This is a genomic window from Amycolatopsis thailandensis, assembly GCF_002234405.1.
In the GTDB taxonomy this organism is placed as follows: Bacteria; Actinomycetota; Actinomycetes; order Mycobacteriales; family Pseudonocardiaceae; genus Amycolatopsis; species Amycolatopsis thailandensis.
In genome coordinates this window covers 113,050-136,363 of record NZ_NMQT01000030.1, presented here as the reverse complement: position 1 = coordinate 136,363, position 23,314 = coordinate 113,050, and the positions used below count along the sequence as shown (strand labels likewise).

Here is a 23,314-nt window from a genome sequence, read left to right as displayed (position 1 = left end):
ACCAGCTGATTGCCATCACTCTTAAGAGGCGAATATGCCGACTAGCAGTCACATAAAATTACGAACACGTGTTCGAAATTTTGGTGTATTATGGAATTGTGTCCGAGACCTTCCTTCCCGAACTCCCGCAGGAGTTGTGGCGTGCCGGCAAGCTGGAGCTTGCCCATGGCGTGCAGCAGTTTCTGCAGTTGATGCGGGTCGCGTCCGCTGCTCTGGGGCAGTTTTTGGCGGAGGTCGAGTCGCGGGGTTCGAAGGACTTGTATGGCTATGGGTCGACGGCGGCGTGGTTCGCCGATGTGGCTGGGTTGTCCCGGGGTGAGGCGCAGTCGGTGGTGAAGCGGGCGGTCGCGTTGAATCCGACTCGTGCTTTGGATGGCACGGAGGTTCCGGCTTTCGCGCCCACTGTGGGCGCGGCGGCTGCTGAGGGCATGATCGGGGATGAGCGGATCGACCAGATCTTGGAGATCTTGGGAAAGATCCCGGCCGATACGTCGGTGGAGGATCGGGAGAGTGCGGAGAAGATCCTCGGGAACCTGGGCCGTGGCGCTGGGCCCCGGCAGGTGACGAAGGCTGGCGAGGACATCCTCGGCTGGCTGGATCCCGACGGGAACGAACCCAAAGAACCTGAGCCGAAGCAGCCGCACCGCGAGATCACCATCGAGCGCCGTCGAGACGGGTTCTGGAAACTGACCGGCCTGCTGGATGACGAGCTGGGAGCTCGTACCGCCGCCGCACTGGAGGCGTACGCGAAGCCGCGTCCGGTGGACGAATTCGGGCAAGCTGACTTGCGGATGAAGTGTGAACGCCTGGGCGATGCGTGGGCCGAGCTTCTTGATTTGGCGATCGCGTGCCCGGATCAGCCTGGCACGAGCGGGTATCGGACGTTGGTGCACGTGACCATCGGCTTGGAGGAGCTGAAGTCCGGGATCGGGAAAGCCTGCCTCGACTTCGTCGGGACCATGACCGCCCGCGAGGCGCGGATGGCCGCTTGCGACTGTCTGATGCTTCCCGTGGTGCTCAACGCCGCAGGGGAACCCCTCGATGTGGGACGGCTGAGACGGTTCGTCACCCCAGGCCAACGCCGCGCCTTGAACATCCGGGACCGGGGCTGCGCGTTCCCGGATGTCACCGAAAACCCAAGAACTGCCACGCCCACCACATTCACCACTGGGCAGACGGCGGACCCACCGACCTCCGCAACCTCGTCCTTCTCTGCGGCTTCCACCACCGCCTGATCCACCACGGCGACTGGCAAGTCCACATAGCCGCCGACGGACTACCGGAATTCATCCCGCCCCAGTACCTGGACCCGCTACAACGAACCCGGCGCAACACCCTCCACCGCGCCTGAACCCCTGCATCACCCGAGGAGCCCGCCAGCCAACCCGGCGACGGGCCCCTCGGCATGCCCACAGGCGCCACCGACCTGGTTCAAGTGGTCGTGAGTGGCGATTCGGTTCATTTAGAGAAAAGGCAAAGGTGGCGTGTTGTCTGTTCCCGGTCCTTGTTCCCAATGTCGCATTCGAGACGCTCAGCGACACAAATGCGACATTGGGAACATCCCCCGCCGAGACCCCGAATCGCGATCACCGGGAGTCACTCCCCAAAAGGTAGTGCCGGCGGCCAAACGACCTCCACGAACCGCGGCCGGTAGATCCGCGCGTCCGCGATGTTGTCGGCGTGGTCGAGCGAGTTCACGTTGTACGACACCATGAGTTTCCCGGGACGGCTCAGCTGCGGATGCGCGGTCGCGTCGTAGACGATCCGCCGGTCGCTTGCCTCGGGTGCCCGGTAAAGGGTCCGCGGAGCACCAAACGGACCCGTCGGCGAACCGGCGGTGTAGGCGAGCATCACCGGACTGAAGCCGGGACTGGTGTCCATGGTGATCAGCACGTACTCGCCACCGATCCGGGTCACCGAGAACGCCGTCCCGACCCCGGACAACATGCGGGCGGAGTCCTCCTCGTGGGACGACCAACCGAAGCCGGTCCAGAACTGCCACGGTCCGCGAAGACCACCGGCAGGCACCCTGGCCAGCCGCAGATGCCCCTCTTCGGCGCCGTAGATGTAGGTGTACCCGCCGTCTTCGAGCAGCTCCGATCCCCACGCGACCTTGTCACCCACCGGGATCACCAGCAGCTCGGACGGCGTCAGCGCGGGCAGCCGGAAGGTGGCCAGCGAGGTCCCGGTGCTCCGGAAATCGAGTCCACCGGGCCCCGTCGTCCTGTACCGGTTGTAGAGCACCCGCAGGACGTCGCCCTCGACGACGCCGTCACCGACCCAGTAGTACTCGCCCGATCCGGGAAGCGCGATCAAGGGCTCCGGATCATCGGCGGTGCCGCCGTGCAGTGTCTCACCCAGTGTTCCATCAGGCCGCTGGACGACCAGGGTGTTGCGGGCGATCGGACTGTCCGGCGGGCGGCTGTGGTCCGGGTTCACCCTGCCGAGGAACGTGTCCGAGAACAGCCACGCGGTGCGGCCGTCCGGCAGCGGCACTGACACCGTGCGATCCCCGCCGGTCCAGTGCCCGCCCTGGTCGCCATAGGCGTTCCAGAGTTCGTTCGGGCCGACGGAGGTCTCGGGCGGCGGCGCGGACGCGATGCCGCTGCTCGCCACCACGGCGCTGAACAGCAACGCGGCCACGAAGAGAATCCGTGACGGCCGGCGCATCGGATCATGATAAGTCTTTGTACGAGCCTTGTGCGGCAAGTGGTTACGGTCCGCGGAATGTCCTGGAAACTGCTTTCCGTGAGTGTGCTCGCCGCTCTCGCGTGCACCGGATTCACGACGGCCGAAGCCGCTTCGAAGACCTACTACGTCGACCAGGTCACCGGCAGTGACACCGCGAGCGGCACCTCGCAGCAGGCCCCGTGGAAGTCCTTGGCGAAGGTCTCCTCGACCACGTTCGCACCCGGTGACACCGTGCTGCTGCGGCGCGGCGGGGCCTGGACCGGCGGGCTCGCCGTCAAAGGCTCGGGCGTCACGATCGGCGCGTACGGCACCGGCGCCCGCCCGATCGTCAAGGGCAACGCCGAAGCGTGCGTCGACCTACCCGGCGACGACAACGTGGTGCAGGACCTCCAGATCGGCGTCGCGGCCGACGCCGGGCGCTGTTCGTGGGCCGGGGTGAAGGTCTCCGGTGACCGGAACAAGGTGCTGTCGAACCTGATCACCGGCGCCGGTGCGGGCGTGTACATCGCGCCGTCCGCCGACCACACCGAGGTCACGCAGAACGACCTTGTCGACAACAACCACATGACCGTCGTGACCCCAGGCGGCAACGACGATTCCGGCGCGTTCGCCGTGCTGGTGCAGGGCAACGACTCCGACATCGGCTGGAACCGGATCAGCGGCTCGATCGCGAAGGCCGACGACTTCGGCGGTCTCGACGGCGCCGCGGTCGAGATCTTCTACGGGTCCCGCAACGTCATCCACCACAACATCTCCGAGGACAACGAGACCTTCACCGAACTCGGCACGGACGCGAAGGACCCGGACGGCGTCTCGGCAGGCAACGTCTTCGAGTACAACGCGGTCTTCGGCGCCAAGACGCGCGGCGGGATCATCACGCGCGGCGCCGAGGACGGCAACGGGCCGGTGCTCGGCACGGTGTTCCGCAACAACTCGCTGCGGCTCCCGAACGCGGAGTCGGAGGGGTTCGTCTGCTACGGCGGATGCACGAACCAGATGCTGACGATGACGCAGAACGTCGTCCAGGCGGCGTACAAGGTCGGCTACGCGGACCCGACCTTCACCGCGACCGATCACAACGTCTACTTCGGCGGGCTTCGCCAGTTCACGGCGGGCGCGACGGACAAGGTCGCGGATCCGAAGTTCACCTCGGTCACGAACCTCGTCCTGCGGGCGGGCAGCCCGGCGATCGACCTCGGAACCACGAAGTACGACGACCGGGACGTAGACGGCAATCCGGTCTTCGCCGGGGCGCGGGTCGACGCGGGCGCCTATGAGTTCCAGGGCTAGAACGCCGTGAAGGCCTCCTTCCCCACCTTGCGAGAGGGGAAGGAGGCCTTCACAAAGCGTGAGAGCGTCAGTAGTTGTAGATGCGCTGCATGGCGCCCGCCGCGACGAGCCCGTTGGCCCACAGCGAGTTCACCCGCGAGACTTCCTGGGCGTTCGGCTTCGCGTTGGTGCAGGACGGGCCGGGGCCACCGCCGGACATCAGTTCGGAGCACGGGCCCTGGTAGTTGTCCGGCAGGCCGAGCGCGTGGCCGGTCTCGTGCGCGGCGATCCGCGTCTGGTCGTACTGCTGCGCCTGCGTGTAGTCGATGAAGATCGTGCCACGGCCGTGGCCGTCGGTCTGGGCGTACGAACCCCGGGGGTCGTTGCCTTCGGTGTAGCGCAGGGTGGCGCCCGACGAGCTCTCCTGGAGCTTCACGTTGGACACCGAGTTGTTCCAGTTCGCCGCGCCCGCCTGGATGGCGGCACGGAAGCTGGGCGCTCCCGAGGCGTCGTAGTAGACCGTGGTCGTCGCGGCGGTCTGCTGAGCCGGCTCGACCGCGGCGGCCTGGCCCGCGGTCACCGGGACGGCGAGCAGCGCCAAGCTCACGGACGCGGAGACGAAGAACTTCCTTGCCATGGACCCACTCCTTGTGAGGACAACGGAATGGTTGGTGAATTTAGGAGCCTCCGCCGCGGCTGGGCACCAACTTTCGTCGCGTCAGCCAGCTGGTGATTTACCAACACTTTCGTCTATTGACATGCGCATGTCCGCATACAACGATGCCGCGCTCAAGGCCGGAGCACGAGCTTGCCCGAGGTCGCCCGCGCCTCCAGTTCCGCGAGCGCCTTCGGCCCGTCCGCGAGGTCGTACACCGTCGGTGTTCCCGGAGCGCAGACGCCGACGGCGATCAGCTCCCGCAGCTCGTCCATCAGCTCCGCGAAGATCGTCGGCGCTTGCTCGATCAGGACGCCGAGATGCAGGCCGATCAGGTGGATCTGATGCCGGAAGTTCAAATCCCGGTTGGTGATCGCGACCTCTCCCCCGGCGACGCCGTAGACCACGACGCGTCCGGTGACCCGTTTGGCGGCGGCGAGGCTCACGGTGAACGTCGTCCCGCCGACCGATTCGAGCACGAGGTCCACCGCTTCCACCTCCGCGCCGTAGTCGAGGACGCGATCGGCGCCCAGCGCCCGCACCGAGTCGTGCTTGCCTGGCGAGGTGATGCCGATGACGGTGGCCCCGTAATGCTTGGCCAGCCGGACCGCGGCCTGGCCGACCCCGCCGGCCGCCGCCTGCACCAGCACCGTCTCACCGGCCGCCACCCGCCCCAGCGGCTTGAGCGCGGCGAGCGCGGTGACCCAGTTCAGGATCAGCCCGATCGCCTGTTCGTCCGACCAGCCCTCCGGCACGGGGACCGCGCCGGCCGCGGGCATGACCATGCACTCGGCGAAGGCACCGCCACCAGTCCCGACGACATGGTCGCCGATCCGCGGTGACAGCACGCCGTCTCCGGCTGCGACGACCTCACCGGCCGCTTCGAACCCGGCGACGTACGGCGCTTCCGGGCCACCCGCGTAGGTTCCCCGCGTCTGCATGACATCGGCGAAGTTGACACCGGCGGCGGCGACCTTCACCAGGATTTCGCCTGGTCCCGGCGCCGGGACGGGCACATCGGTGATCAGGTGGAGATCGTCAGGGCCGTTCGCGGATTCCTGTCGCAGCGCGCGCATCGAAGTCATGTCCGCACGCTAAAACCCTCACGTTTGTGTCAGGGTCAAGTCGCGGAGGTACGCGTCGAGGGCGTCGCGATTGCGGGTCATGAGCGCGATCCGGCGATCGAGGACTTCCCGCTGCCGCGCGACCTCGTCGATCATGTACTCGCACGGCACTTTCGGCCGGACGTCTCCGGGCCCGTCGAGATACGGGAGGACCTCGCGGATCAGCCTCGTCGGCAGTCCCGCGTCGAGCATCCCGCGGATCTGGAGGACGGCCCCGACCGAGCCGTCGCAGAAGTCGCGGTAGCCGTTGCCTTCCCTGCCCGGGCTGATCAAGCCCTCTTCCTCGTAGTAGCGCAGCGCACGGACGCTGACCCCGGTCTTCCGCGCGAGTTCGCCGATCTTCACTCGTCCACGGTAGCCGTCGCGACGCGGTATAGGTCGTTATACGGTCTTCGGTTTGTACCAGACCTCGGGGCGGCCGACCTGGCCGTAGCGGGGCTCGCGCTGGGCGAGACCGTTGTCCGCCAAGTACTCGAGGTAGCGCCGCGCGGTGACGCGGGAGGCGCCGATCGCGGTCGCGGCCGCCCCGGCGGAGAGTCCGTCCGCCGACGAGGCGAGGACTTCGGTGATCGCCTCCAGGGTCTGCCCGCTCATCCCCTTCGGCAGTGCCTGCCGCTCGGTGGTGCGCAGCGTGCCGAGCGCGCGGTCGATCTCGGCCTGCCCGGTGACCTCGCCCGAAGCGCCGTGGAACTCGGCGTAGCGTTCCAATTTCTCGCGCAGGGAAGCGAAAGTGAACGGTTTCAGCAGGTACTGCACCACGCCGACCGACACGGCGGCCTTGACCAGCGCCAGATCACGCGCCGAGGTCACCGCGATGACGTCGATCGGGAGACCGGCCGCGCGCAGCGACCGGCAGACCGCGAGCCCGTGCGTGTCCGGCAGGTAGAAGTCCAGCAGCACCAGGTCGACCGGCTCGCGTTCGCAGAACCGCAACGCGTCGCCGCCGGAATGGACGACGCCGGACACGGTGAAGCCCGGCATCCTCTCGACGTACACCCGATGCGCGTCGGCGGCCACCGGTTCGTCCTCGACGACCAGCACCTTGATCATCGCGTTGACTCCCTCGGCAACCACACGGTGAACACCGCGCCCTCGTCGCGGCCGACGTCGATGGTCCCACCGTGCCGTCGCACCGCCTGCCCCACCAGCGCCAAACCGAGCCCGTGCCCGTCCTCCGGTTTGGTGGACCAGCCGCGCCGGAACACCTCTTCGACGTCTTCGACACCAGGGCCGGTGTCCGCGACCCGCAGCAGCAACCCGTCGGCGTCGGAACGCACGGTGACCTCGACTCCCGGGCGTCCACCCTCGCCCGCGTTCCCCGCCGCCGCGTCGATCCCGTTGTCGATCAGGTTGCCGAGGATGGTCACCAGGTCTCGCGGCGGGACGCCGGTGTCCGAATCCTCCATCACGGTGTCGGGCGTGATCGTGAACTCGACGCCGCGTTCGCTCGCCTCGGCCGCTTTGCCCAGCAGCAACGCCGCCAGCACGGGTTCGGCGACCGCGCCGACCACGCGATCGGTGAGTTCCTGCGCCAGCGCGAGTTCTTCGGTCGCGAACTCGACGGCCTGTTCGGGGCGGCCGATCTCGACCAGCGAAACGACGGTGTGGAGCCGGTTCGCCGCTTCGTGCGCCTGCGACCGCAGCGCCTCGGCCAGTCCGCGCACCGTGGTCAGTTCCCCTGTCAGCTCCTGGAGTTCCGTGTGGTCACGCAGGATCACGACGGTGCCCATCGCCTCCCCTCGCGAACGCACCGGCGCCGTGCTCACGACGAGCACCCGGGCTTCGGTGAGGTGGAGTTCGTCGGTGCGCTCCTCCCCCGACGTGAACGCTTCGACGAGGTCTTCGGGAATGTCCAATGCGGACAGCTCCCGGCCGACCGGATCGTCGGCGACGCCCAGCAGCGCGCGGGCGCCGTCGTTGCACAGCACCACCCGGCCGTCGCCGCCGACGAGCAGCAGTCCCTCACGCATCGAATGCAGGACGGCTTCGTGGTACTCGAACAGGTTGCTCAGTTCCTCGGGCGCGATCCCCCTGGTCTGCCGCCGGAGCCGGGCGCTGACCAGATAGCTGCCGATCCCGCCGACCACCAGCACCGCCACCGCGACCCCGATCAACGGCCACAGGCGTTCGCGCAATTCGGCGTCGATCGCTTCGACGGTGATGCCGACCGACACCAGCGCGACGACCTGTCCCGCGGCGCCGCGCACCGGGACCACCACGCGTTCGGAAGGGCCGAGAGAACCCGCGTAGGTCTCGACGACCTTGCCGCCGCGCTGTGCCTCGCCGATGTTGCCGATGAACGGCTGCCCGATCAGCTCCGGATTCGGGTGGGTGTAGCGGATCCCGTTCGTGTCCATGATGGTCACGAAATCCACTTCCGTGTCCGAGCGGACACTCTGCGCGAACGGCTGGAGTGTCCGGGTGGGCTCCGATGTGGACAGTGCGGCGAGCACGCCGGGCGCGTCCGCCACCGCTTCGGCGACCGCGGTCACCTTGTCCCGCGCCCGGTCTTCGGTGGCCCGTACGGAATCGAGGTAGGCGAAGGTGACGCCGGCCGCGACGAGCACGAAAAGCACGACGAGCTGCAGAATCAGCAGCTGACGGGCGAGACTGCCGCGCCTGGTCCGGATCCGCGTCGTCGAGGGCACCCGCTCATACCAGCACACCGACACCGGTACCGCTTCACATGCCCGGGACGGAATTCCCTAAAAGGCACTCGTGCGAACTCAATGAACACAACCGTGACCCAGCTCACCTGACCGAGTGATAGTGATGGGCAATCCCCACGAACACCCCCCCCTGAGCTGGAGGCAAAGGTGCCTACAACGCCGGAAGCGGCGCCCCGACGCCGCGACAAGATGCACTACCTGTACATGGCCGTGATCGCGGCGGTCGTCCTCGGCGTCATCGTCGGATTCGCCGCGCCGGATCTGGCCAAGGAGCTCAAGCCGCTCGGCACGGGCTTCGTCAACCTGATCAAGATGATGATCTCCCCCATCATCTTCTGCACCATCGTGCTCGGCATCGGATCGGTGGCGAAGGCCGCGAAGGTCGGCAAGGTCGGGTTGCTGTCGCTCGGCTACTTCCTGATGATGTCGACCTTCGCGCTCGCGATCGGTCTCGTCGTGGGCAACCTGCTGCACCCGGGCGAGGGCCTGCATCTCGATCCCGCCGCCGCGGCGAAGGCGCACACGCAGGCCGAGGGCGGCGAAGGCACCGTCGACTTCCTGATGGGCATCATCCCGACCAGCTTCGGTTCCGCGTTCACGGAAGGCCAGGTGCTGCAGACGCTTCTGGTCGCCCTGCTCGCCGGATTCGCCGTCCAGAAGCTCGGCACCAAGGGCGAGCCGATCCGCCGCGGTATCGAGCACATCCAGCGGCTGGTGTTCCGGATCCTCGCCATGATCATGTGGGTGGCTCCGGTGGGCGCGTTCGGCGCGATCGCCGCGGTGGTCGGCGAGACCGGCTGGGGCGCGCTGCGCAGCCTCGCCGTCATCATGATCGGCTTCTACCTGACCTGCCTGGTGTTCGTGTTCGGCGTGCTCGGCACCGTCCTGTGGCTCGGCGCCCGGGTCAACATCTTCACGCTGCTCCGCTACCTCGGCCGTGAATTCCTGCTGATCCTCTCGACCTCGTCGTCCGAATCGGCCCTGCCGCGCCTGATCGCGAAGATGGAGCACCTCGGCGTCTCCAAGCCCGTCGTCGGCATCACCGTGCCCACCGGGTACTCGTTCAACCTCGACGGCACGGCCATCTACCTGACGATGGCGACCTTGTTCATCGCGACCGCCCAGGATCAGCCCCTGGGCGTCGGCGAGCAGATCTCCTTGCTGCTGTTCATGATCATCGCGTCGAAGGGCGCGGCGGGCGTGAGCGGCGCCGGTATCGCCACCCTCGCCGGCGGCCTCCAGTCGCACCGGCCGGAACTGGTCGACGGCGTCGGGTTCATCCTCGGCATCGACCGGTTCATGTCCGAAGCCCGCGCGCTGACGAACTTCGCGGGCAACGCCGTCGCGACCGTCCTGGTCGGAACGTGGACCAAGGAGTTCGACCGCGACCAGGCCAACCGGGTCTTCAGCGGTCAGGCCCCGTTCGACGAAGCCACCCTGATCGACGACCACTCCGACACCTCCAAGGAGCCTGACGGAGACCGGGAGAAGACCGTGGCGCACGCGTAGCGCCCGGCGACGAACCGTAACCGCGGTGCGAGGGTCCCCCGTCCTCGCACCGCGGTTCTTCTTTTCTGGAAAACTCCAGGCCATGCCGGACGCCATCGACCGCTACGTGATCTCGCGGTACTCGAAGCTGTTGCACGGCAACTTCGCCGGGATGATGAGTGATCCCGAGCGCGAGATCTTCTTGGGCGACCTCGTCGAGGACGCGCGCCGGATCACCGACGAAGACCTGGAAACGCTGCTCGACGACGGCTGGCGGCCACGCATCACCGCGGCCTGGCTGATCGGCGCCGACCGCCGGACCGCGTGGCGCGGGCGCGTCCGCGAACTGTTCCTGGAAAGCGGCATGGTCTTCGCCGGGCAGGGCTACTGTTTCGCGCTCGCCCGGTTCGGCACGATCGCCGACGCCGAGATCCTCGTGTCCTATCTGGACCATTACCTCGCGCGGCCGGACCTGCGCTACGACCAGGCGTGGGCGCTCGCGGCGCTGCACCACATCGACGCCGACCTCAGGACGGCTTACACGTCACGCTATCTGCGGCCGGGCGGTCTCTGGGAGAGCTGGTCCGCGAAGAACAGCACGGACCTGCCGTTCCACAAGATGTACTTCGACATGCTGTGCTCGCACGTCCAGCGGGCCGTGCACGCGGCCGATGTCAGGCGCTGACCTTCTCGTCGTAGACGACGCGCGACGCGGCGATCGATTCGCGGTGCCGTTCCGCCCAGCTCAGCAAACCGCTCAGTGACGCGTACAGCTCCTTCGCCATCGCCGTGGCCTCGTACTCCACCTTCGGCGGCACTGTCGGGTACACGGTGCGCACGAGCAGGCCGTCGCGTTCGAGGTTCCGCAACGTCAGGGTGAGCATCCGCCGGCTGATCCCCTCCACCGATCGCTCCAGCTCGGTGAACCGCACCGGACCGCGGGTGGCCTCCAGCAGGATGCCGATCGCCCACTTGCCGCTGATCCGGTTGATCACCTCGAGCACGGTGCACACCTCGAGTTTTTCCGGGTCGACCACCCTGGCCTGCGCGGTCACATCGTTGTTCCCCTGGGACATGAAAGTGCCTCCTTCCGGCACGGAACAGAGTCACACAAGATGGGCGCTGTTACAAGTGATGCACCAAGGCCTCACCTGGGGAAAGAGGTTCGTTCTCGCCGCCCTCGTCGCGGCCGTCTTCCTGCGCGAAAAGAAGGCTCAGGAGGTGATCGTCGCGTAAGCCCACTCGGAGACTTCGCCGCCAAGGCGTACTTCGGCGGCGCCTCCGGGCTTCCAGACCCCGCTGCCGCCGAACGCGGCCATCCCGCCGGTCTTGCCGGAGTACTGGGAGAGCACGACCCACATCCCGTGCCCGGCCGCGACGCCGACCTGGTCGAGCAGCCGTTGTTCCTGTCCCTCGCTGAACAGGGCGCTGAGGACGTAGACCTCGGCTCCCGCTTCGGCGAGTTCCCGCGAGTGGTCCGGATTCGCGGCGTCGAGGCAGATCGCGAGGCCGAGACGCCTGCCACCGACGTCGACGATCACCTGTCGCGTGCCTGGTTCGAACAGCTCGTCCTCGCTGTCGTGCAGATTCCGTTTCGCATAGGTGGCAACGGTTTCGCCGCGCGCACCGATGATGAGCGAACCGATGTACCGACGGCCGTCTTCCACCAGCGGAAGCCCGATGACGGCGTGGACACCACTCGCCCGGCAGGCCTCCCGGAGCGGTTCGAGGCGCGGGTCGTCCGCTGTCAGCCAGAGCCCCGGGTCGGCGGCGAGCGCCTCGAACTCCAAGCCGGTCAGGGAGAGCTCGGGGAAGACGCAGAGGTCGGCCTCCGCGATCCGGAGGAGCCTCGCGTGCTCGGCGATGTTCGCGGAAAGGTCCGCGGGGACGGTGAACGGCTGCACGACAGCGACACGCATGGCCCGAGCCTAGGCGAGATACCCCCGCAAGCCGTGTTGTCCCCGTCTCATCATGAGCGCGTGGTTGATCCGGAAGACCGGCCTGGCGATGCGATCGAGCTTGCGCAGCAACGGTTTCCGGGCCTCGACCTCCTGCGTGATCTCCAGGAGGGTGCCGTCACCCACCGAGGTCAGGACGCCCGCCAGCATCCCTTCGAGATCGCCGCTGAGCAGGACCCGCACCCGGCCCTCGTGCTCGTCCTGACGGTCGCGATGCATCCGGACGGTCAGCGCGTACGGCAGCCTGGACCGGCAGACGAGTTCGGCGGTGTCCTCGTCGACCTTGCTGACCGAACGGACATCGCGCCACCACAGCGGATACGCGGCGAGGTCGACGACGGCGTCGAAGACCGCCTTGGGCGAGGCGGGAAGCACCCACGTGTCGCGGAAGCGGTACCAACCGCCTCCGCGACCCGTGAGCGAGCCCGTCATACCCGCGCCGACACCAGGTTCCGGCCGTCCATGGTCACGACGTCGACCGAAGCCACGTCGTCCGGGGCGACCAGCGCCGAACCGTCGATCCCGGTGCCCTCGCGTTCGCCCTTCGCGGAAACCAGCCAGCTGCCCGCGTTGACCCGCTCGCCGCTCTTGGTCACCACGACGAGCTGGCATTTCTCGCCCGCTCGGACACCTTCCGCCTTCGCGTGGAGCCGGACCCAGCCCATCGCCGGGGCCACCCGGACCGCCAGTTGCACACCCGTTTCCCGGTTGGTCGCCGCGATGTCGCGGGTGCCGGGGACCGGGGCGGTCGCCGTCGGCACCGGCAAGGCCACCGTCGACGGTTCGGGCGACGTCTGCCGCCCGACCAGCACACCCGCGCCCAGCGCCACGACGACCAGCACGGCCGCGCCGGCCAAAGCCAGGACCCGTCGCGGTTTGCGCTCCTGGGTGCCTTCTTCTTCGCGAACCTGGCGGAGCGTGCGCTGCAAAAGCAGGTCGCCGCCGTCGGGAGGTCCTTCGAGGAACGCCTCCGGCGGAACCTCGTCGAGGTGATACCGCAGTTCCGAGAGCTCGCGCACCTCACGCCGGCACGCGGGGCAGCTCGCGAGATGCGTCTCGAACGTGGCCGCTTCCGCCGCCGTGAGCCCGCCGAGGACGTAGGCGGCGAGCTGGCCCTGGTCGTGTCCCACCGCACTCATCGCGCTACCTCCTTCCCTGGTCCCGACATCACGGCTCTGAGCGCCCGTAACGCGTAATAAGATCTCGACTTAACGGTACCCGGGGCCACGCCCAGGGACTGCGCCGCTTCGGCCACCGTCCGGCCCCGGTAGTAGATCTCCACCAGGACGTCACGATGTTCCGGGGAAAGACCGTCCATCGCGCCGAGCACGGCCATGGAGTCCACCACGCTCTGCGCGTGGTCCCGTTCCACCGCCGGGGTCGGCGCTCCCTCTTCGGGCTCCGGCACTTCCGGCGGCCGCGCCGCCCTGGCCCGCGCGCGGTCGGTGATGATGTTCCGGGCGACCGTGAGCAGCCAGCCCCGCACCGATCCCTTCGCGTCGTTCTCCAGGTCTTCGGCGTGTTTCCACGCCCGCACCAAGGTCTCCTGCACGACGTCCTCCGCGGCCGCGCGGTCCCCGGTCAGCCTTGTCGCGTACGCCAGCAGGCTTCGCCCGTGTTCGGCGTACAAGTGCCGGACCAAGTCCTCGCCTTTGGCCTTTTTGGGCCGCCAGCCTCCGATCGCCACTCGCGTCCTCCCGACGGTCTTCTGGGTCGGCGAGGACAGTACTGCAACCCGCAGGGGCAGAGTGGATCGTTCGGCGCGCGCCGCGATCGAACTGTGCATCGGCACCGGCCTCTCCTCGGTTCTCCATGGCCGCCTCCTCTTGCCTCCCACACGGACCGCGCGGGGCCGCGGTTCAACCGGGTCTTGTCGATCACCGGACGCGCTCGTATGCTGACGCCTCCGGATCCCGCCGCCGCCTGATTCCCGGGAGGGACGAGGCGTGCCAAGGAAACTCGCGGCCGTTCTGCTGGCGGTCGCTTTCGTGTCGGGATGCGGTGCGGAACCCGGTTTCACCGCGACGCTGACCGATCCGGTGAACGTCGACCTGAGCTGGCCGGACGACGATCCGGACGTCGCGGGCAGGATCGTCGAATACACCACCGATCCGCACGGTGAGTACACGATCCTGCGGTTCGTGCCGCCTCGGCAGACGACCTACCGGCATCCGGATCTGATGCCGGAAACGCGGTTCTACTACCGGATCCGGCCCTTCTACGGCGCCGTGTCGGACGCTGTCACGGTTTCCGGAGTCGCCACCCCGGCCTCGTCCGGACCTCCCGTGTCCTTGCGGGCGGGCGATCGCTCGGCCGCTCCGGCGTCGTTCCGGGCCGAGCCCGCGCCGGAGGCGATGGTGCGGTTCAGCTGGGCGGACCGCTCCAGCGACGAGGACGGTTTCCTCGTGGAGATCGAGAAACCCGGCACGGACGGTTTCGTGCCGATCGAGATGTCGGATCCGGGGACGACGTCGGCCGGGCTCGCCTCGATGCCGGGCGAGGAAGGCGCCTCGTACCGGCTGCGCGCCTTCTACTACGGGCCCGCTTCGCCCGTCTTGGACCGGACCACGGGGAAGGGCTAGTCCGCGCGCGCAATGAAGGGGCCTTTCATAGCAAATTTTGCTATGAAAGGCCCCTTCATTGCACTTGGTGACCTCAGGCGAGAACGGTCTTCAGGAACTCACCGGTGTAGCTCTCCTCCACCGAGGCGACGTGCTCCGGCGTGCCCTCCGCGATCACGGTGCCACCGCCGGAACCACCCTCGGGGCCCATGTCGATGATCCAGTCCGAGGTCTTGATGACGTCGAGGTTGTGCTCGATGACGATCACCGTGTTGCCCTTGTCCACCAGGCCGTTGATCACGCCGATCAGCTTGCTGATGTCCTCGAAGTGCAGACCGGTGGTCGGCTCGTCGAGGATGTAGACCGTCTTGCCGGTGGACCGCTTCTGCAGTTCGCTGGCCAGCTTGACGCGCTGCGCCTCACCGCCCGACAGCGTCGGCGCGGGCTGCCCGAGCCGGACGTAGCCGAGGCCGACGTCGACGAGGGTCGCCAGGTGCCGGTGGATCGCCTTGATCGGCTCGAAGAACTCGGCCGCCTCCTCGATCGGCATGTTCAGCACGTCGGAGACGGTCTTGCCCTTGTAGTGCACCTCGAGGGTCTCGCGGTTGTACCGGTCGCCCTTGCAGACCTCGCAGGGGACGTAGACGTCCGGCAGGAAGTTCATCTCGATCTTGATCGTGCCGTCACCGGCGCAGGCCTCGCACCGGCCGCCCTTGACGTTGAAGGAGAACCGGCCCTGCTGGTAACCGCGCACCTTAGCCTCGGTGGTCGCGGCGAACAGCTTGCGCACGTGATCCCAGACGCCGGTGTACGTCGCTGGGTTGGACCGCGGCGTGCGGCCGATCGGCGACTGGTCGACGCGGACCAGCTTGTCGACGCCTCCCAAGCCGTTCACGCGGGTGTGACGGCCCGGCACCTGGCGGGCGCCGTTGAGCTTGTTCGCCAGCACCGTCGCGAGGATGTCGTTGACCAGGGTGGACTTCCCGGAACCCGAGACACCGGTGACCGACACGAGGCAGCCGAGCGGGAACGACACGTCGAGCCCGCGCAGGTTGTGCTCGCGCGCGCCGACGACGGTCAGCTGACGCTTCTTGTCGATCGGGCGCCGGATCGCCGGGACCTCGATCTTGGTGCGTCCCGACAGGTACGCGCCGGTGATCGATTCCTTGTTCCGCAGGATCTTCTTGTACGGTCCACTGTGGACGATGTGGCCGCCGTGCTCCCCCGCGCCGGGGCCGATGTCGACCACCCAGTCGCTGGAGCGGATGGTGTCCTCGTCGTGCTCGACGACGATCAGCGTGTTGCCGAGGTCGCGCAGCCGGACCAGCGTCTCGATCAGCCGGTGGTTGTCCCGCTGGTGCAGGCCGATCGACGGCTCGTCCAGCACGTACAGCACGCCGACCAGACCGGAACCGATCTGCGTGGCGAGCCGGATGCGCTGCGCCTCGCCGCCGGACAGCGTCCCGGAGGCACGGTCGAGCGAGAGGTAGTTGAGGCCGACGTCGAGGAGGAAGCGCAGCCGCGCCTGGATCTCCTTGAGCACCGCGCCCGCGATGACCTGCTCGCGCTTGCCGAGCTCGAGCTCGTCGAGGAACCGCGACGCCTCCGCGATCGAGAGTGCGCACACCTCGGCGATCGACCGGTCGCCCTGTGTCTTGTGCTCCAGGGTGACCGCGAGGATCTCCGGCTTGAGCCGCGTGCCCTGACAGGCCGGGCACGGCACCTCGCGCATGTAGCCCTCGTACCGCTCGCGCATGTAGTCGGACTCGGTCTGCTCCTGGCGCCGCTCGAGGAACGGGATGACGCCCTCGAAGCTCGCGTAGTACGAACGCTGGCGGCCGTAGCGGTTCTTGTAGCGGACGTGGACCTGCTCGTCGACGCCGTGCAGGACGGCCTTCTGGACCTTCGCCGGCAGCTTGCGCCACGGGGTGTCCATCCGGAAGCCGATGGTCTCCGAAAGCGATTCGAGCAGCCGGATGAAGTAGTCCGCGCTCTGGCCGCCCGCCCACGGCGCGATGGCGCCCTCACCGAGCGACATCTCGTCGTCCGGGACCACGAGCTCCGGATCGACCTCCTTGCGGACGCCGATACCGGTGCAGTCGGGGCAGGCACCGTAGGGCGCGTTGAAGGAGAACGAGCGCGGCTCGAGGTCCTCGATCGCCAGCGGGTGGCCATTGGGGCAGGCGAGGTTCTCGGAGAAGCCGCGCACGCGGTGCGGGTCGTTCTCCGGGAGGTCGACGAACTCCAGCTCGATCAGGCCGTCGGCCAGCCGCAGCGCGGTCTCGACCGAGTCGGTGAGCCGCTGCCGCGAGCTCGTCTTCACCGAAAGCCTGTCGATGATGACGGCGATCTGGTGCTTTTCCTGCTTCTTCAGCTTCGGCGGGTCGGTGAGCGGGTGGATCGTCCCGTCGACCACGACACGCGCGTAACCCTGCTGCTGCAGGTTCTCGAAGAGGTCGACGTACTCCCCCTTGCGCCCGCGCACGACCGGCGCGAGCACCTGGAAGCGGGTGCCCTCCTCCATGGCGAGCACCTGGTCGACGATCTGCTGCGGGGTCTGCTTGCTGATCGCCTCGCCGCACTGCGGGCAGTGCGCCTTGCCGGCGCGGGCGTAGAGCAGGCGCAGGTAGTCGTAGACCTCGGTGATGGTGCCGACGGTCGAACGCGGGTTGCGCGACGTGGACTTCTGGTCGATCGACACCGCGGGCGACAGGCCCTCGATGAAGTCGACGTCCGGCTTGTCCATCTGGCCGAGGAACTGGCGCGCGTACGCCGACAGCGACTCGACGTAGCGGCGCTGCCCTTCGGCGAAGATGGTGTCGAAAGCGAGGCTCGACTTCCCGGACCCGGACAGACCGGTGAACACGATCAGGCTGTCGCGGGGCAGGTCGAGATCCACTCCGCGGAGGTTGTGCTCGCGGGCGCCGCGAACAACGAGGCGATCAGCCACGCCAGGGTCCCTTCAGGTTTCATTCTCAGCTGCGGTCGCCGGCCCGGTCGATAGCTGCACGGGCGGCCGCATCCATGCTACGAGGCACCACCGACAGAAACTGGTTCTGAGTCTCTGAACTGCGGTTTTCCAGGCTTATCGCGTCGATCCCGGCGAGCGGTGAGCCACCGGTGGACCGGCCGCTCCACGCCCGCGGTGATCGCCCAGCCCCCCAGGACGGCGGCGGCCAGCACGAGCGGGAGACGAAGCCAGCCGGGGACGCCGACGTTCAGCAGGGCACGGGCCAGGATGTATCCGAGTTCCTGGTGCACCAGATAAAGACCATACGAGATGCCCGCGAGCCAGGTGACAGCCGGGGCGATCCTGGAGAGGCCGGGGAGCCGCCAGTCCGGCCCGCGCGCGGCCAGGCACACCAGCAGCAGCATGATCGCGAACCCGACGAGCGACGGCCAGCGCTCCGGATCGTTGGGCAGGGCCTGGTGGAACGGGAAGACCTGCAGGTCCTGCGCGGCGCAGGCGGCGATCACGAAGAGCGCGAGGTGCCAGTGCGCCAGCCGTCGTTTCGCCCACAGCCAGATCGCGATCCCGATGGCGAAGACGTGCACGCGATGCAGGCCCAAACCGTAGTAGAAGGTCTCGACGAGCTTCGGCGTGGAGACCGGGTCGAACACGACGAACCGCAGGAAGAGCGGCACCAGGATCAGCGCCCAGAGCAGCCCGACGGTGAGCCGGTGGGTGCGCCAGCGACGGGGCCACAGCAGGGCCGCGGCGGTGAACGCGACGAGCTGGACCGGCAGCGTCCAGTAGGCGCCGTCGAGGTAGTAGAAGAGTTCGTACCGCCAGCCCCATTCCTGGACCATGCCCAGGTTGGCGAGCAGATCGGCGCCGGTGGGGATGTACCAGGGCGAGGGATCGGTCGGCGGCCCCTGCGGAACGCCGAACAGGAATCCGGAGAGGCCGGGCGGGAACGGCAGGCCGCTGAACCGGATCGTCGCGTACCGGGCGACGACGTAGGTGACTGTCACCGCCACCAGGTACGCGGGCACCAGCCGCGCCACCCGGTTCCACAGCCACCGCCGAGGTTCACCCTTTCGAAGGCTCGCGCACACGAAGAAGGCGGAGATCACCAAAAGGATGGCGGCTCCGAACTGGGCGGTCACCCGGAAGGGGTACCCCACCAGTTCCGGGTGCAGGAGAGCACCCTGATGAGTGACATGCCCGAGCATGACCGCGAAGACGGCGACAACGCGAAGGACGTCCCAGCTGATCTTGCGCGGGGTGCGCGGTGAGGCGTCGGGCACGGGTGTCCTGTGGTTCGGCTGGCGGGGCGACGCGAGCCTACGGCCTGACCCTGTGCGGCGCCTGTGCGGGTGGAACCGATTGCAGGGGAACGACTACCGTGTGCACCGTGAACATCGTCGAGACCTACACCGGGCACGTCGAACCCGGCGGAGACGCCACCCGTCGCACCCTGGACGCGCTCACCATCACGAAGCTGTCGGTCGGTCCGATGGACAACAACGCCTATCTGCTCGTCTGCCGCGCCGAGAACGAGGCGCTGCTGATCGACGCCGCGAACGATCCGGAACGCATCTCCGACCTCATCGGCCACGGCCCCGACCGTCCCGCGCTGAGGACCGTCGTGACCACCCATCAGCACCAGGACCACTGGCAGGCCCTCGGCGCCGTCGCCGGCGCGAACGGCTCGAACACCGCCGCCCACCCGCTCGACGCCGAACCGCTGCCGATCCCGCCGGACTTCCTCGTCGAACACGGCGACACACTCAAGGTCGGGCAGGTCGTCCTCGAGGTGATTCACCTGCGCGGCCACACCCCCGGCTCGATCGCGTTGCTGTACCGCGACCCGGCGGGACACCCGCACCTGTTCACCGGCGACTCGCTCTTCCCAGGCGGTGTCGGGAAGACCGGTTCGCCTTCGGATTTCACTTCGCTGCTGGACGATGTCTCGTCGCGGATCTTCGACGAGCTGCCGGACGAGACGTGGTTCTACCCGGGGCACGGGGACGACTCGACGCTGGGCGAGCAGCGGGGACACCTCGCGGAGTGGCGCGAACGCGGATGGTGAGCTGACGGCCTTTCCGAACGGTGCTGCCCTTCGCTGGGCGGCCCCTTCGTTCAGGACCGGGCCCAGCGGAACGCGATGCCGTATTCCTTTTGTGGTCGACAGGTACCCACGAAAGTGTGCTCCACGGCTCCTCGCCGGATCTCGAGAAGACGTCCATCTCCGACAGGAGGGGAGACCATACGCTCTCGCTCGTCTTGTTCCGCGTACCACCAGCAGGCCTCGGGGACACAGTCGTCGAAGGTGACACTAACGCTCAGCCCTCGGATCACTCTGCCCTCACTGTCGACCACGCTCGGCGCGATCCCGCCATAGTCGACGGCGACATTGATCCAGTGTCGTTCCGCGTCGAGATCTTCGTCGCACGCGAGGGAAACGAACTCGTGACGCTCCCCTTTTCGCAGTGGTTCCGGAAAGCGCAGGTCCACGGCCGGCGGGTCCCCAGGGCGGCCGCCCGGCGCGGCCTCCACACAGCAACCGAAGATCGCTTTGACGGGAATGGCCTGCATATCGCCGGACCACCCGGTCAGAGCCCTCGTCGCGTAGCCGCCGACCCCGTTTTCACAAGCGATGACGTTCCGCACCGTCAGCCTGCGATATGCAACTCTGCGCCGCATCTCCACGATCACCATGAGGCGTTCCAAGAACATCGACTGTGCTCCAGCGGAGGGTGTCCGGCGACGGGCAGTTCGAGGCTCAGCCGGCGAGGCCTGCGCGATCTCGACGTAGGGTCTCCAAGCCTTCTCCGCACCGGAGAGCATCGCCAGGTTCCTTGCCAGACGAGCGGGCAGCTCGTCACTCGTCTCCCGACGCCAAGTATCACTTATCGGTGTGGTCGCCGGATATCCAACGCAGTCTCTCTCCAGTTGGATCACCATGAAGTCCTCCACTATTCGCGGCAGTGATCGACAATTCGCGGTGCGACAGGACAATGACCAAAATCCGAGAGCCCGTTCTTGAGGCCAAGAACTTCTCCTGTCCCTGAAGGTCAGAGGCGATGAAAGCTGTCGCCAATCATCGCGCCTACGGTGTACTAGTACACCATCCACGAACGATCCGGCAAGGAGCACACGAAGTTGATCAGAGCTTCTATGACATGAGAGTCAGCCGTAGTAACGTTCCCGCGCATCGGCCCGAACCACGGCGCGATGCCGTACCACGGATGTGACCACGTCACAGCGGTCGCCATCGGCGGCCGGCTCCTCGCGTCCGAAGTTCCGGCACACAGCGGCAACGGCGAGATCGCCGGACCGGATTGCTCCCCGTCCGCGTGGTCCGTCGTCGCCAAGGCGTTCCGAAGCACCGGCGGCTTCCTGCCGAAGGAATTCAGCGACTACACCGGAGAACCCGCGCTGTGCACCGGAATCGTGGGCGGCACAGCGATTCTGCTCGGCTCACAGGACGACAGCCACCGGGACGAGGACCGGAGATTCACACATCTCATCGCGTCCGCGAAAAGCGATCTCCACTACATGCGTTCGCTCGCCCAGCGAGTGAGAAACCCTTTTCCAGTGGACTTCGAGATCGCTCGACGTCAATTCGGCGATCAGTAACGATCGAGCGAAGAATACAACCTCCGCGCCACGACGGACGTCTTTCCGGAACCAACTCTCCGGCAGGAGGTCATCGTCATGACCGGTACTCTCCGGCGCGCGCTCGGGGCGCTCGCCGCCACCACCCTCATGCTCACCGGCGCCATCACCGCGGCAGCGCCCGCTTCCGTCGCGGCCCAGGCGATCCCCACGATGACCGGGATTCGCACCGGCCAGAACCCCGGCTTCGACCGGGTCGTGCTCGACCTGACCGCGGGGCCCGCGCCCGCCGTCCGGTACGACCTCGTCGACGAGCTGATCGCCGACGGCTCGGGCGAGATCGTGTGGCTGACCGGGGAATACTTCATCGCTGTCGCCGCGACTCCGGCGGCCGCGCACGACGACGCCGGGAATCCGACCTATCCCGGACCGCAGAAGTTCCGGACCCGGAACCTCCACAATGTCATGGCGGTCGCGGTCACCGGTGACTACGAGGGCACGTTGTCCATCGGTCTCGGCGTCCGGTCCAGGACGCCGGTCACCGTGTTCACCCTGACTTCGCCGAACCGGGTCGTCATCGACGTCCGTCATTGATCACGAGCGGGAATCCGTGAAGGCTTTTCGCCGAACGCGCAGTTTCCGGTGAGCAAAATTCTTTTCGGATTCCCGCGGTGAAAATCCCGTTCTGCCCGATGGGGCGATTTTTCCGAAATCCAGGTATCTGCCGCCCGGTGTAGCGTTCCTTCCTTCCGTCAGCATCACCGCCGATGCGAAGGAGAACCTCATGCCGACCCCACGCAACCCCGACACCCCGTCCTTGGGCCCGGGTGGTGACAACCTCGAAGCGGGCCCGGGAAGTTCGGGTCTGGGAAGCTTCTCGAACAGCGAAATCGGCGAGCTGGTGACCCAGGCCGCCGAAACCATGGCCGCGTCCGGCGAGGACGCCGAGCGCAATTACCAGCGGAGCCTCGACAGGCTTCGCGAGCGCGCGGACGACGTCGTCCCAGCCCTCGGCGAGCAGTACGACGCCCTGTCCGAGGAGCAGTACCTGGAGCGCTGGGGCCTGGTCCAGCTGCTCACCGACCTGCGGCACGCGGCCGCCGTTCCGGCGCTCGAAAACGTGCTGCGCCAGCCGATCCCGCCGGAGCGTTCCGACGACCCGGCACACGGGATCAGCACCGTCGGCGAAGAGGTGATCATCCGCACCACCGCCGTGGAAGCGTTGGCACGCCTGGCATCCGCCGGAGACAGCGCGGCCAAGGACCTGCTGCTGCGGCAGGTCCGGCACGAGGTGTTCACCGTGCGGCGCGCGGCGGTCCAGGCCATCGCCGAGGTCGGTGACACCGAGCTCACCGCCCGGGTGCGCGAGGAGCTGAGCGGCACCGAGGACGAGCGCCTGCTGAACATCCGGCGGGTCGACGTCCGCGGTGTCCCGCAGGCCGTCGGCGGCCGGTACGTGAAGGACAAGCAGACCGACGACGTGCCTCCGCCCTCCTGAACCGAACGAATTCCTTCTACAGACAGGTGATCTCCGATGGCCACTTGCAGCTACACCGTGCCTGACAAGAACGTGACCGGGGACAATTTCTACGGCGCCTCGATCTGCAATCAGACCTACATCGACTATTTCTGGAACACCTACGGCTTCGCGGGCAACAAGGACTACTGGGACGACGGCTTCGGCTGGGAAGACGCGTGCAACACCGACAAGCCGCTCGCGCGGACGTTCAACGCGTGCTATCTGCTGACCTATTCGGCGCAGGATTACCAGAACGACGCCTATTCCGGCGCGATGCTGAACTGGGCGCGCCGCTACGTCCGCGACAACTGCGACGACCTCCGTTCGCTCTGTGGCGACGGCAGTGCCATCGCGCGCTCGTTCAAAGGGGCGTTCGTCGACGACCGGATCGAGTTGTACCTGGGTTTCTGGTACTCCAAGGACGTTCCCGGCCGCGCGGAGACGTTGATCCACGAATCGCGGCATCAGGGCGGGAAACCGCACAACGCGAACTTCCCGGCGGGTTCGGTGTTCGGCGCCGGCAAGAGCGGCGCCGACTCCACGTGGGGCTACGAGGGCGCCTGGATGTACGGCGCGCTCTACCTGTGGTGGTTCTTCGCCCAGGGCGCCCGCACGACGTCGGCGTTGCGTGAACGAGCCCGCCAGCGCGGGAACCTCGTGATCGACAACGCTTTCGCGACCCACCCCGGCTTCAACATCTGAGTCAAGCCCGGCAAGCCCTCTCGTACTGCAGACGAGAGGGCTTCGTCGCGCGACACCTCCGACGACTAGAGCTATGTCCCGCTCAACGGGGCTTGACCGCCGAGATATCTGCC

General features: G+C 67.4%; 23 protein-coding genes and 1 pseudogene. 10 read left to right on the top strand and 14 right to left on the bottom strand.

From position 1 onward, the window contains the following. Positions 1-98 precede the first annotated feature (98 nt). A pseudogene (locus tag CFP71_RS09775) lies at positions 99-1,351 on the top strand (HNH endonuclease signature motif containing protein). Positions 1,352-1,596: 245 nt separating this feature from the next. Here the strand turns inward: CFP71_RS09775 and CFP71_RS09770 are convergent. Next, on the bottom strand, positions 1,597-2,670 hold the full coding sequence (locus CFP71_RS09770) for a DUF5005 domain-containing protein (protein ID WP_093933503.1): 1,074 nt from the start codon (positions 2,668-2,670) through the stop codon (positions 1,597-1,599). A gap of 57 nt (positions 2,671-2,727) precedes the next feature. Here CFP71_RS09770 and CFP71_RS09765 point away from each other — a divergent pair, with 57 nt between their 5' ends. Next, positions 2,728-3,981: a choice-of-anchor Q domain-containing protein gene (locus CFP71_RS09765; protein ID WP_093933502.1), complete on the top strand. Its 1,254-nt coding sequence runs from the start codon at positions 2,728-2,730 to the stop codon at positions 3,979-3,981. A 67-nt stretch (positions 3,982-4,048) separates the two neighbouring features. Here the strand turns inward: CFP71_RS09765 and CFP71_RS09760 are convergent, their stop codons facing one another. The 5 genes from CFP71_RS09760 to CFP71_RS09740 form a co-directional block, all read right to left on the bottom strand. Beyond that, on the bottom strand, positions 4,049-4,597 hold the full coding sequence (locus tag CFP71_RS09760; RefSeq protein ID WP_093933501.1) for a snapalysin family zinc-dependent metalloprotease: 549 nt from the start codon (positions 4,595-4,597) through the stop codon (positions 4,049-4,051). Between the two features lie 152 nt (positions 4,598-4,749). Beyond that, positions 4,750-5,700 (bottom strand): alcohol dehydrogenase catalytic domain-containing protein, encoded by a 951-nt coding sequence (locus CFP71_RS09755; protein WP_093933500.1) that lies wholly within the window; start codon positions 5,698-5,700, stop codon positions 4,750-4,752. A gap of 18 nt (positions 5,701-5,718) precedes the next feature. Continuing rightward, the gene (locus tag CFP71_RS09750) at positions 5,719-6,084 is read right to left on the bottom strand and encodes a MerR family transcriptional regulator (protein WP_093933499.1); all 366 of its coding nucleotides are present in this window, start codon (positions 6,082-6,084) and stop codon (positions 5,719-5,721) included. A 36-nt stretch (positions 6,085-6,120) separates the two neighbouring features. Continuing rightward, the gene (locus CFP71_RS09745) at positions 6,121-6,789 is read right to left on the bottom strand and encodes a response regulator (RefSeq protein WP_093933498.1); all 669 of its coding nucleotides are present in this window, start codon (positions 6,787-6,789) and stop codon (positions 6,121-6,123) included. After that, on the bottom strand, positions 6,786-8,387 hold the full coding sequence (locus CFP71_RS09740) for an ATP-binding protein (RefSeq protein WP_093933531.1): 1,602 nt from the start codon (positions 8,385-8,387) through the stop codon (positions 6,786-6,788). Before CFP71_RS09740 ends, CFP71_RS09745 begins: the two co-directional genes overlap by 4 nt. A gap of 210 nt (positions 8,388-8,597) precedes the next feature. Between CFP71_RS09740 and CFP71_RS09735 the strand changes: the two genes are divergently transcribed. After that, positions 8,598-9,917: a cation:dicarboxylate symporter family transporter gene (locus CFP71_RS09735; RefSeq protein ID WP_093933497.1), complete on the top strand. Its 1,320-nt coding sequence runs from the start codon at positions 8,598-8,600 to the stop codon at positions 9,915-9,917. 82 nt (positions 9,918-9,999) lie between these two features. Next, a complete protein-coding gene (locus CFP71_RS09730; protein ID WP_093933496.1) occupies positions 10,000-10,581 on the top strand; it encodes a DUF6000 family protein in 582 nt (193 codons plus the stop codon). On the opposite strand, the gene CFP71_RS09725 is transcribed toward CFP71_RS09730, so the two are convergent. The 5 genes from CFP71_RS09725 to CFP71_RS09705 all read right to left on the bottom strand — a co-directional run bounded on the left by CFP71_RS09725 (position 10,571) and on the right by CFP71_RS09705 (position 13,541). Then, positions 10,571-10,972, bottom strand: coding sequence for a winged helix-turn-helix transcriptional regulator (locus tag CFP71_RS09725; RefSeq protein WP_093933495.1), 402 nt, complete (start codon positions 10,970-10,972; stop codon positions 10,571-10,573). The two genes, CFP71_RS09730 and CFP71_RS09725, sit on opposite strands and share 11 nt — an antisense overlap. 138 nt (positions 10,973-11,110) lie before the next feature. Next, the gene (locus tag CFP71_RS09720) at positions 11,111-11,815 is read right to left on the bottom strand and encodes a carbon-nitrogen hydrolase family protein (RefSeq protein WP_244199616.1); all 705 of its coding nucleotides are present in this window, start codon (positions 11,813-11,815) and stop codon (positions 11,111-11,113) included. A gap of 9 nt (positions 11,816-11,824) precedes the next feature. Beyond that, positions 11,825-12,286 carry an SRPBCC family protein gene (locus tag CFP71_RS09715; protein ID WP_093933494.1) on the bottom strand — a complete coding sequence of 154 codons (462 nt, stop codon included), beginning with the start codon at positions 12,284-12,286 and terminating at the stop codon, positions 11,825-11,827. Beyond that, positions 12,283-12,993, bottom strand: a complete 711-nt coding sequence (locus CFP71_RS09710; protein ID WP_093933493.1) for an anti-sigma factor family protein — start codon at positions 12,991-12,993, stop codon at positions 12,283-12,285. The genes CFP71_RS09715 and CFP71_RS09710 overlap by 4 nt, the downstream gene beginning before the upstream one ends. After that, a complete protein-coding gene (locus tag CFP71_RS09705; protein WP_167406059.1) occupies positions 12,990-13,541 on the bottom strand; it encodes a sigma-70 family RNA polymerase sigma factor in 552 nt (183 codons plus the stop codon). Before CFP71_RS09705 ends, CFP71_RS09710 begins: the two co-directional genes overlap by 4 nt. A 259-nt stretch (positions 13,542-13,800) precedes the next feature. Here CFP71_RS09705 and CFP71_RS09700 point away from each other — a divergent pair, with 259 nt between their 5' ends. After that, positions 13,801-14,436 carry a fibronectin type III domain-containing protein gene (locus CFP71_RS09700; RefSeq protein ID WP_093933492.1) on the top strand — a complete coding sequence of 212 codons (636 nt, stop codon included), beginning with the start codon at positions 13,801-13,803 and terminating at the stop codon, positions 14,434-14,436. 73 nt (positions 14,437-14,509) lie between these two features. Here the strand turns inward: CFP71_RS09700 and uvrA are convergent, their stop codons facing one another. Both uvrA and CFP71_RS09690 read right to left on the bottom strand, forming a co-directional pair. Further along, a complete protein-coding gene (uvrA, locus tag CFP71_RS09695) occupies positions 14,510-17,365 on the bottom strand; it encodes an excinuclease ABC subunit UvrA (RefSeq protein ID WP_093933491.1) in 2,856 nt (951 codons plus the stop codon). 77 nt (positions 17,366-17,442) lie between these two features. Beyond that, positions 17,443-18,666 carry an acyltransferase family protein gene (locus tag CFP71_RS09690; RefSeq protein ID WP_093933490.1) on the bottom strand — a complete coding sequence of 408 codons (1,224 nt, stop codon included), beginning with the start codon at positions 18,664-18,666 and terminating at the stop codon, positions 17,443-17,445. 107 nt (positions 18,667-18,773) lie between these two features. Here CFP71_RS09690 and CFP71_RS09685 point away from each other — a divergent pair, with 107 nt between their 5' ends. After that, entirely contained in the window at positions 18,774-19,451 is a 678-nt protein-coding gene (locus CFP71_RS09685) for an MBL fold metallo-hydrolase (protein ID WP_093933528.1), read from the top strand. A 50-nt stretch (positions 19,452-19,501) separates the two neighbouring features. On the opposite strand, the gene CFP71_RS09680 is transcribed toward CFP71_RS09685, so the two are convergent. After that, positions 19,502-20,098, bottom strand: coding sequence for a hypothetical protein (locus tag CFP71_RS09680; protein ID WP_093933489.1), 597 nt, complete (start codon positions 20,096-20,098; stop codon positions 19,502-19,504). A 498-nt stretch (positions 20,099-20,596) separates the two neighbouring features. On the opposite strand from CFP71_RS09680, the gene CFP71_RS09675 reads away from it, so the two are divergent. From CFP71_RS09675 to CFP71_RS09660, 4 genes are all read left to right on the top strand, one after another. After that, positions 20,597-21,001: a hypothetical protein gene (locus tag CFP71_RS09675; protein ID WP_093933488.1), complete on the top strand. Its 405-nt coding sequence runs from the start codon at positions 20,597-20,599 to the stop codon at positions 20,999-21,001. Positions 21,002-21,079: 78 nt separating this feature from the next. After that, entirely contained in the window at positions 21,080-21,574 is a 495-nt protein-coding gene (locus CFP71_RS09670; protein WP_093933487.1) for an AMIN-like domain-containing (lipo)protein, read from the top strand. 190 nt (positions 21,575-21,764) lie between these two features. Further along, a complete protein-coding gene (locus tag CFP71_RS09665) occupies positions 21,765-22,478 on the top strand; it encodes a HEAT repeat domain-containing protein (protein WP_093933486.1) in 714 nt (237 codons plus the stop codon). 36 nt (positions 22,479-22,514) lie between these two features. Further along, positions 22,515-23,201: a hypothetical protein gene (locus tag CFP71_RS09660; protein ID WP_005159205.1), complete on the top strand. Its 687-nt coding sequence runs from the start codon at positions 22,515-22,517 to the stop codon at positions 23,199-23,201. The last annotated feature ends 113 nt before the right edge of the window (positions 23,202-23,314 follow it).

Excerpts from the sequence above, each read along its gene's own strand:
- CFP71_RS09770 (WP_093933503.1), bottom strand. The coding sequence starts at position 2,670 with ATGCGCCGGCCGTCACGGATTCTCTTCGTGGCCGCGTTGCTGTTCAGC.
- CFP71_RS09765 (WP_093933502.1), top strand. The coding sequence starts at position 2,728 with ATGTCCTGGAAACTGCTTTCCGTGAGTGTGCTCGCCGCTCTCGCGTGC.
- CFP71_RS09760 (WP_093933501.1), bottom strand. The coding sequence starts at position 4,597 with ATGGCAAGGAAGTTCTTCGTCTCCGCGTCCGTGAGCTTGGCGCTGCTC.
- CFP71_RS09755 (WP_093933500.1), bottom strand. The coding sequence starts at position 5,700 with ATGACTTCGATGCGCGCGCTGCGACAGGAATCCGCGAACGGCCCTGAC.
- CFP71_RS09745 (WP_093933498.1), bottom strand. The coding sequence starts at position 6,789 with ATGATCAAGGTGCTGGTCGTCGAGGACGAACCGGTGGCCGCCGACGCG.
- CFP71_RS09735 (WP_093933497.1), top strand. The coding sequence starts at position 8,598 with ATGCACTACCTGTACATGGCCGTGATCGCGGCGGTCGTCCTCGGCGTC.
- CFP71_RS09730 (WP_093933496.1), top strand. The coding sequence starts at position 10,000 with ATGCCGGACGCCATCGACCGCTACGTGATCTCGCGGTACTCGAAGCTG.
- CFP71_RS09725 (WP_093933495.1), bottom strand. The coding sequence starts at position 10,972 with ATGTCCCAGGGGAACAACGATGTGACCGCGCAGGCCAGGGTGGTCGAC.
- CFP71_RS09720 (WP_244199616.1), bottom strand. The coding sequence starts at position 11,815 with ATGCGTGTCGCTGTCGTGCAGCCGTTCACCGTCCCCGCGGACCTTTCC.
- CFP71_RS09715 (WP_093933494.1), bottom strand. The coding sequence starts at position 12,286 with ATGACGGGCTCGCTCACGGGTCGCGGAGGCGGTTGGTACCGCTTCCGC.
- CFP71_RS09710 (WP_093933493.1), bottom strand. The coding sequence starts at position 12,993 with ATGAGTGCGGTGGGACACGACCAGGGCCAGCTCGCCGCCTACGTCCTC.
- CFP71_RS09680 (WP_093933489.1), bottom strand. The coding sequence starts at position 20,098 with ATGTTCTTGGAACGCCTCATGGTGATCGTGGAGATGCGGCGCAGAGTT.
- CFP71_RS09675 (WP_093933488.1), top strand. The coding sequence starts at position 20,597 with ATGCCGTACCACGGATGTGACCACGTCACAGCGGTCGCCATCGGCGGC.
- CFP71_RS09670 (WP_093933487.1), top strand. The coding sequence starts at position 21,080 with ATGACCGGTACTCTCCGGCGCGCGCTCGGGGCGCTCGCCGCCACCACC.
- CFP71_RS09665 (WP_093933486.1), top strand. The coding sequence starts at position 21,765 with ATGCCGACCCCACGCAACCCCGACACCCCGTCCTTGGGCCCGGGTGGT.
- CFP71_RS09660 (WP_005159205.1), top strand. The coding sequence starts at position 22,515 with ATGGCCACTTGCAGCTACACCGTGCCTGACAAGAACGTGACCGGGGAC.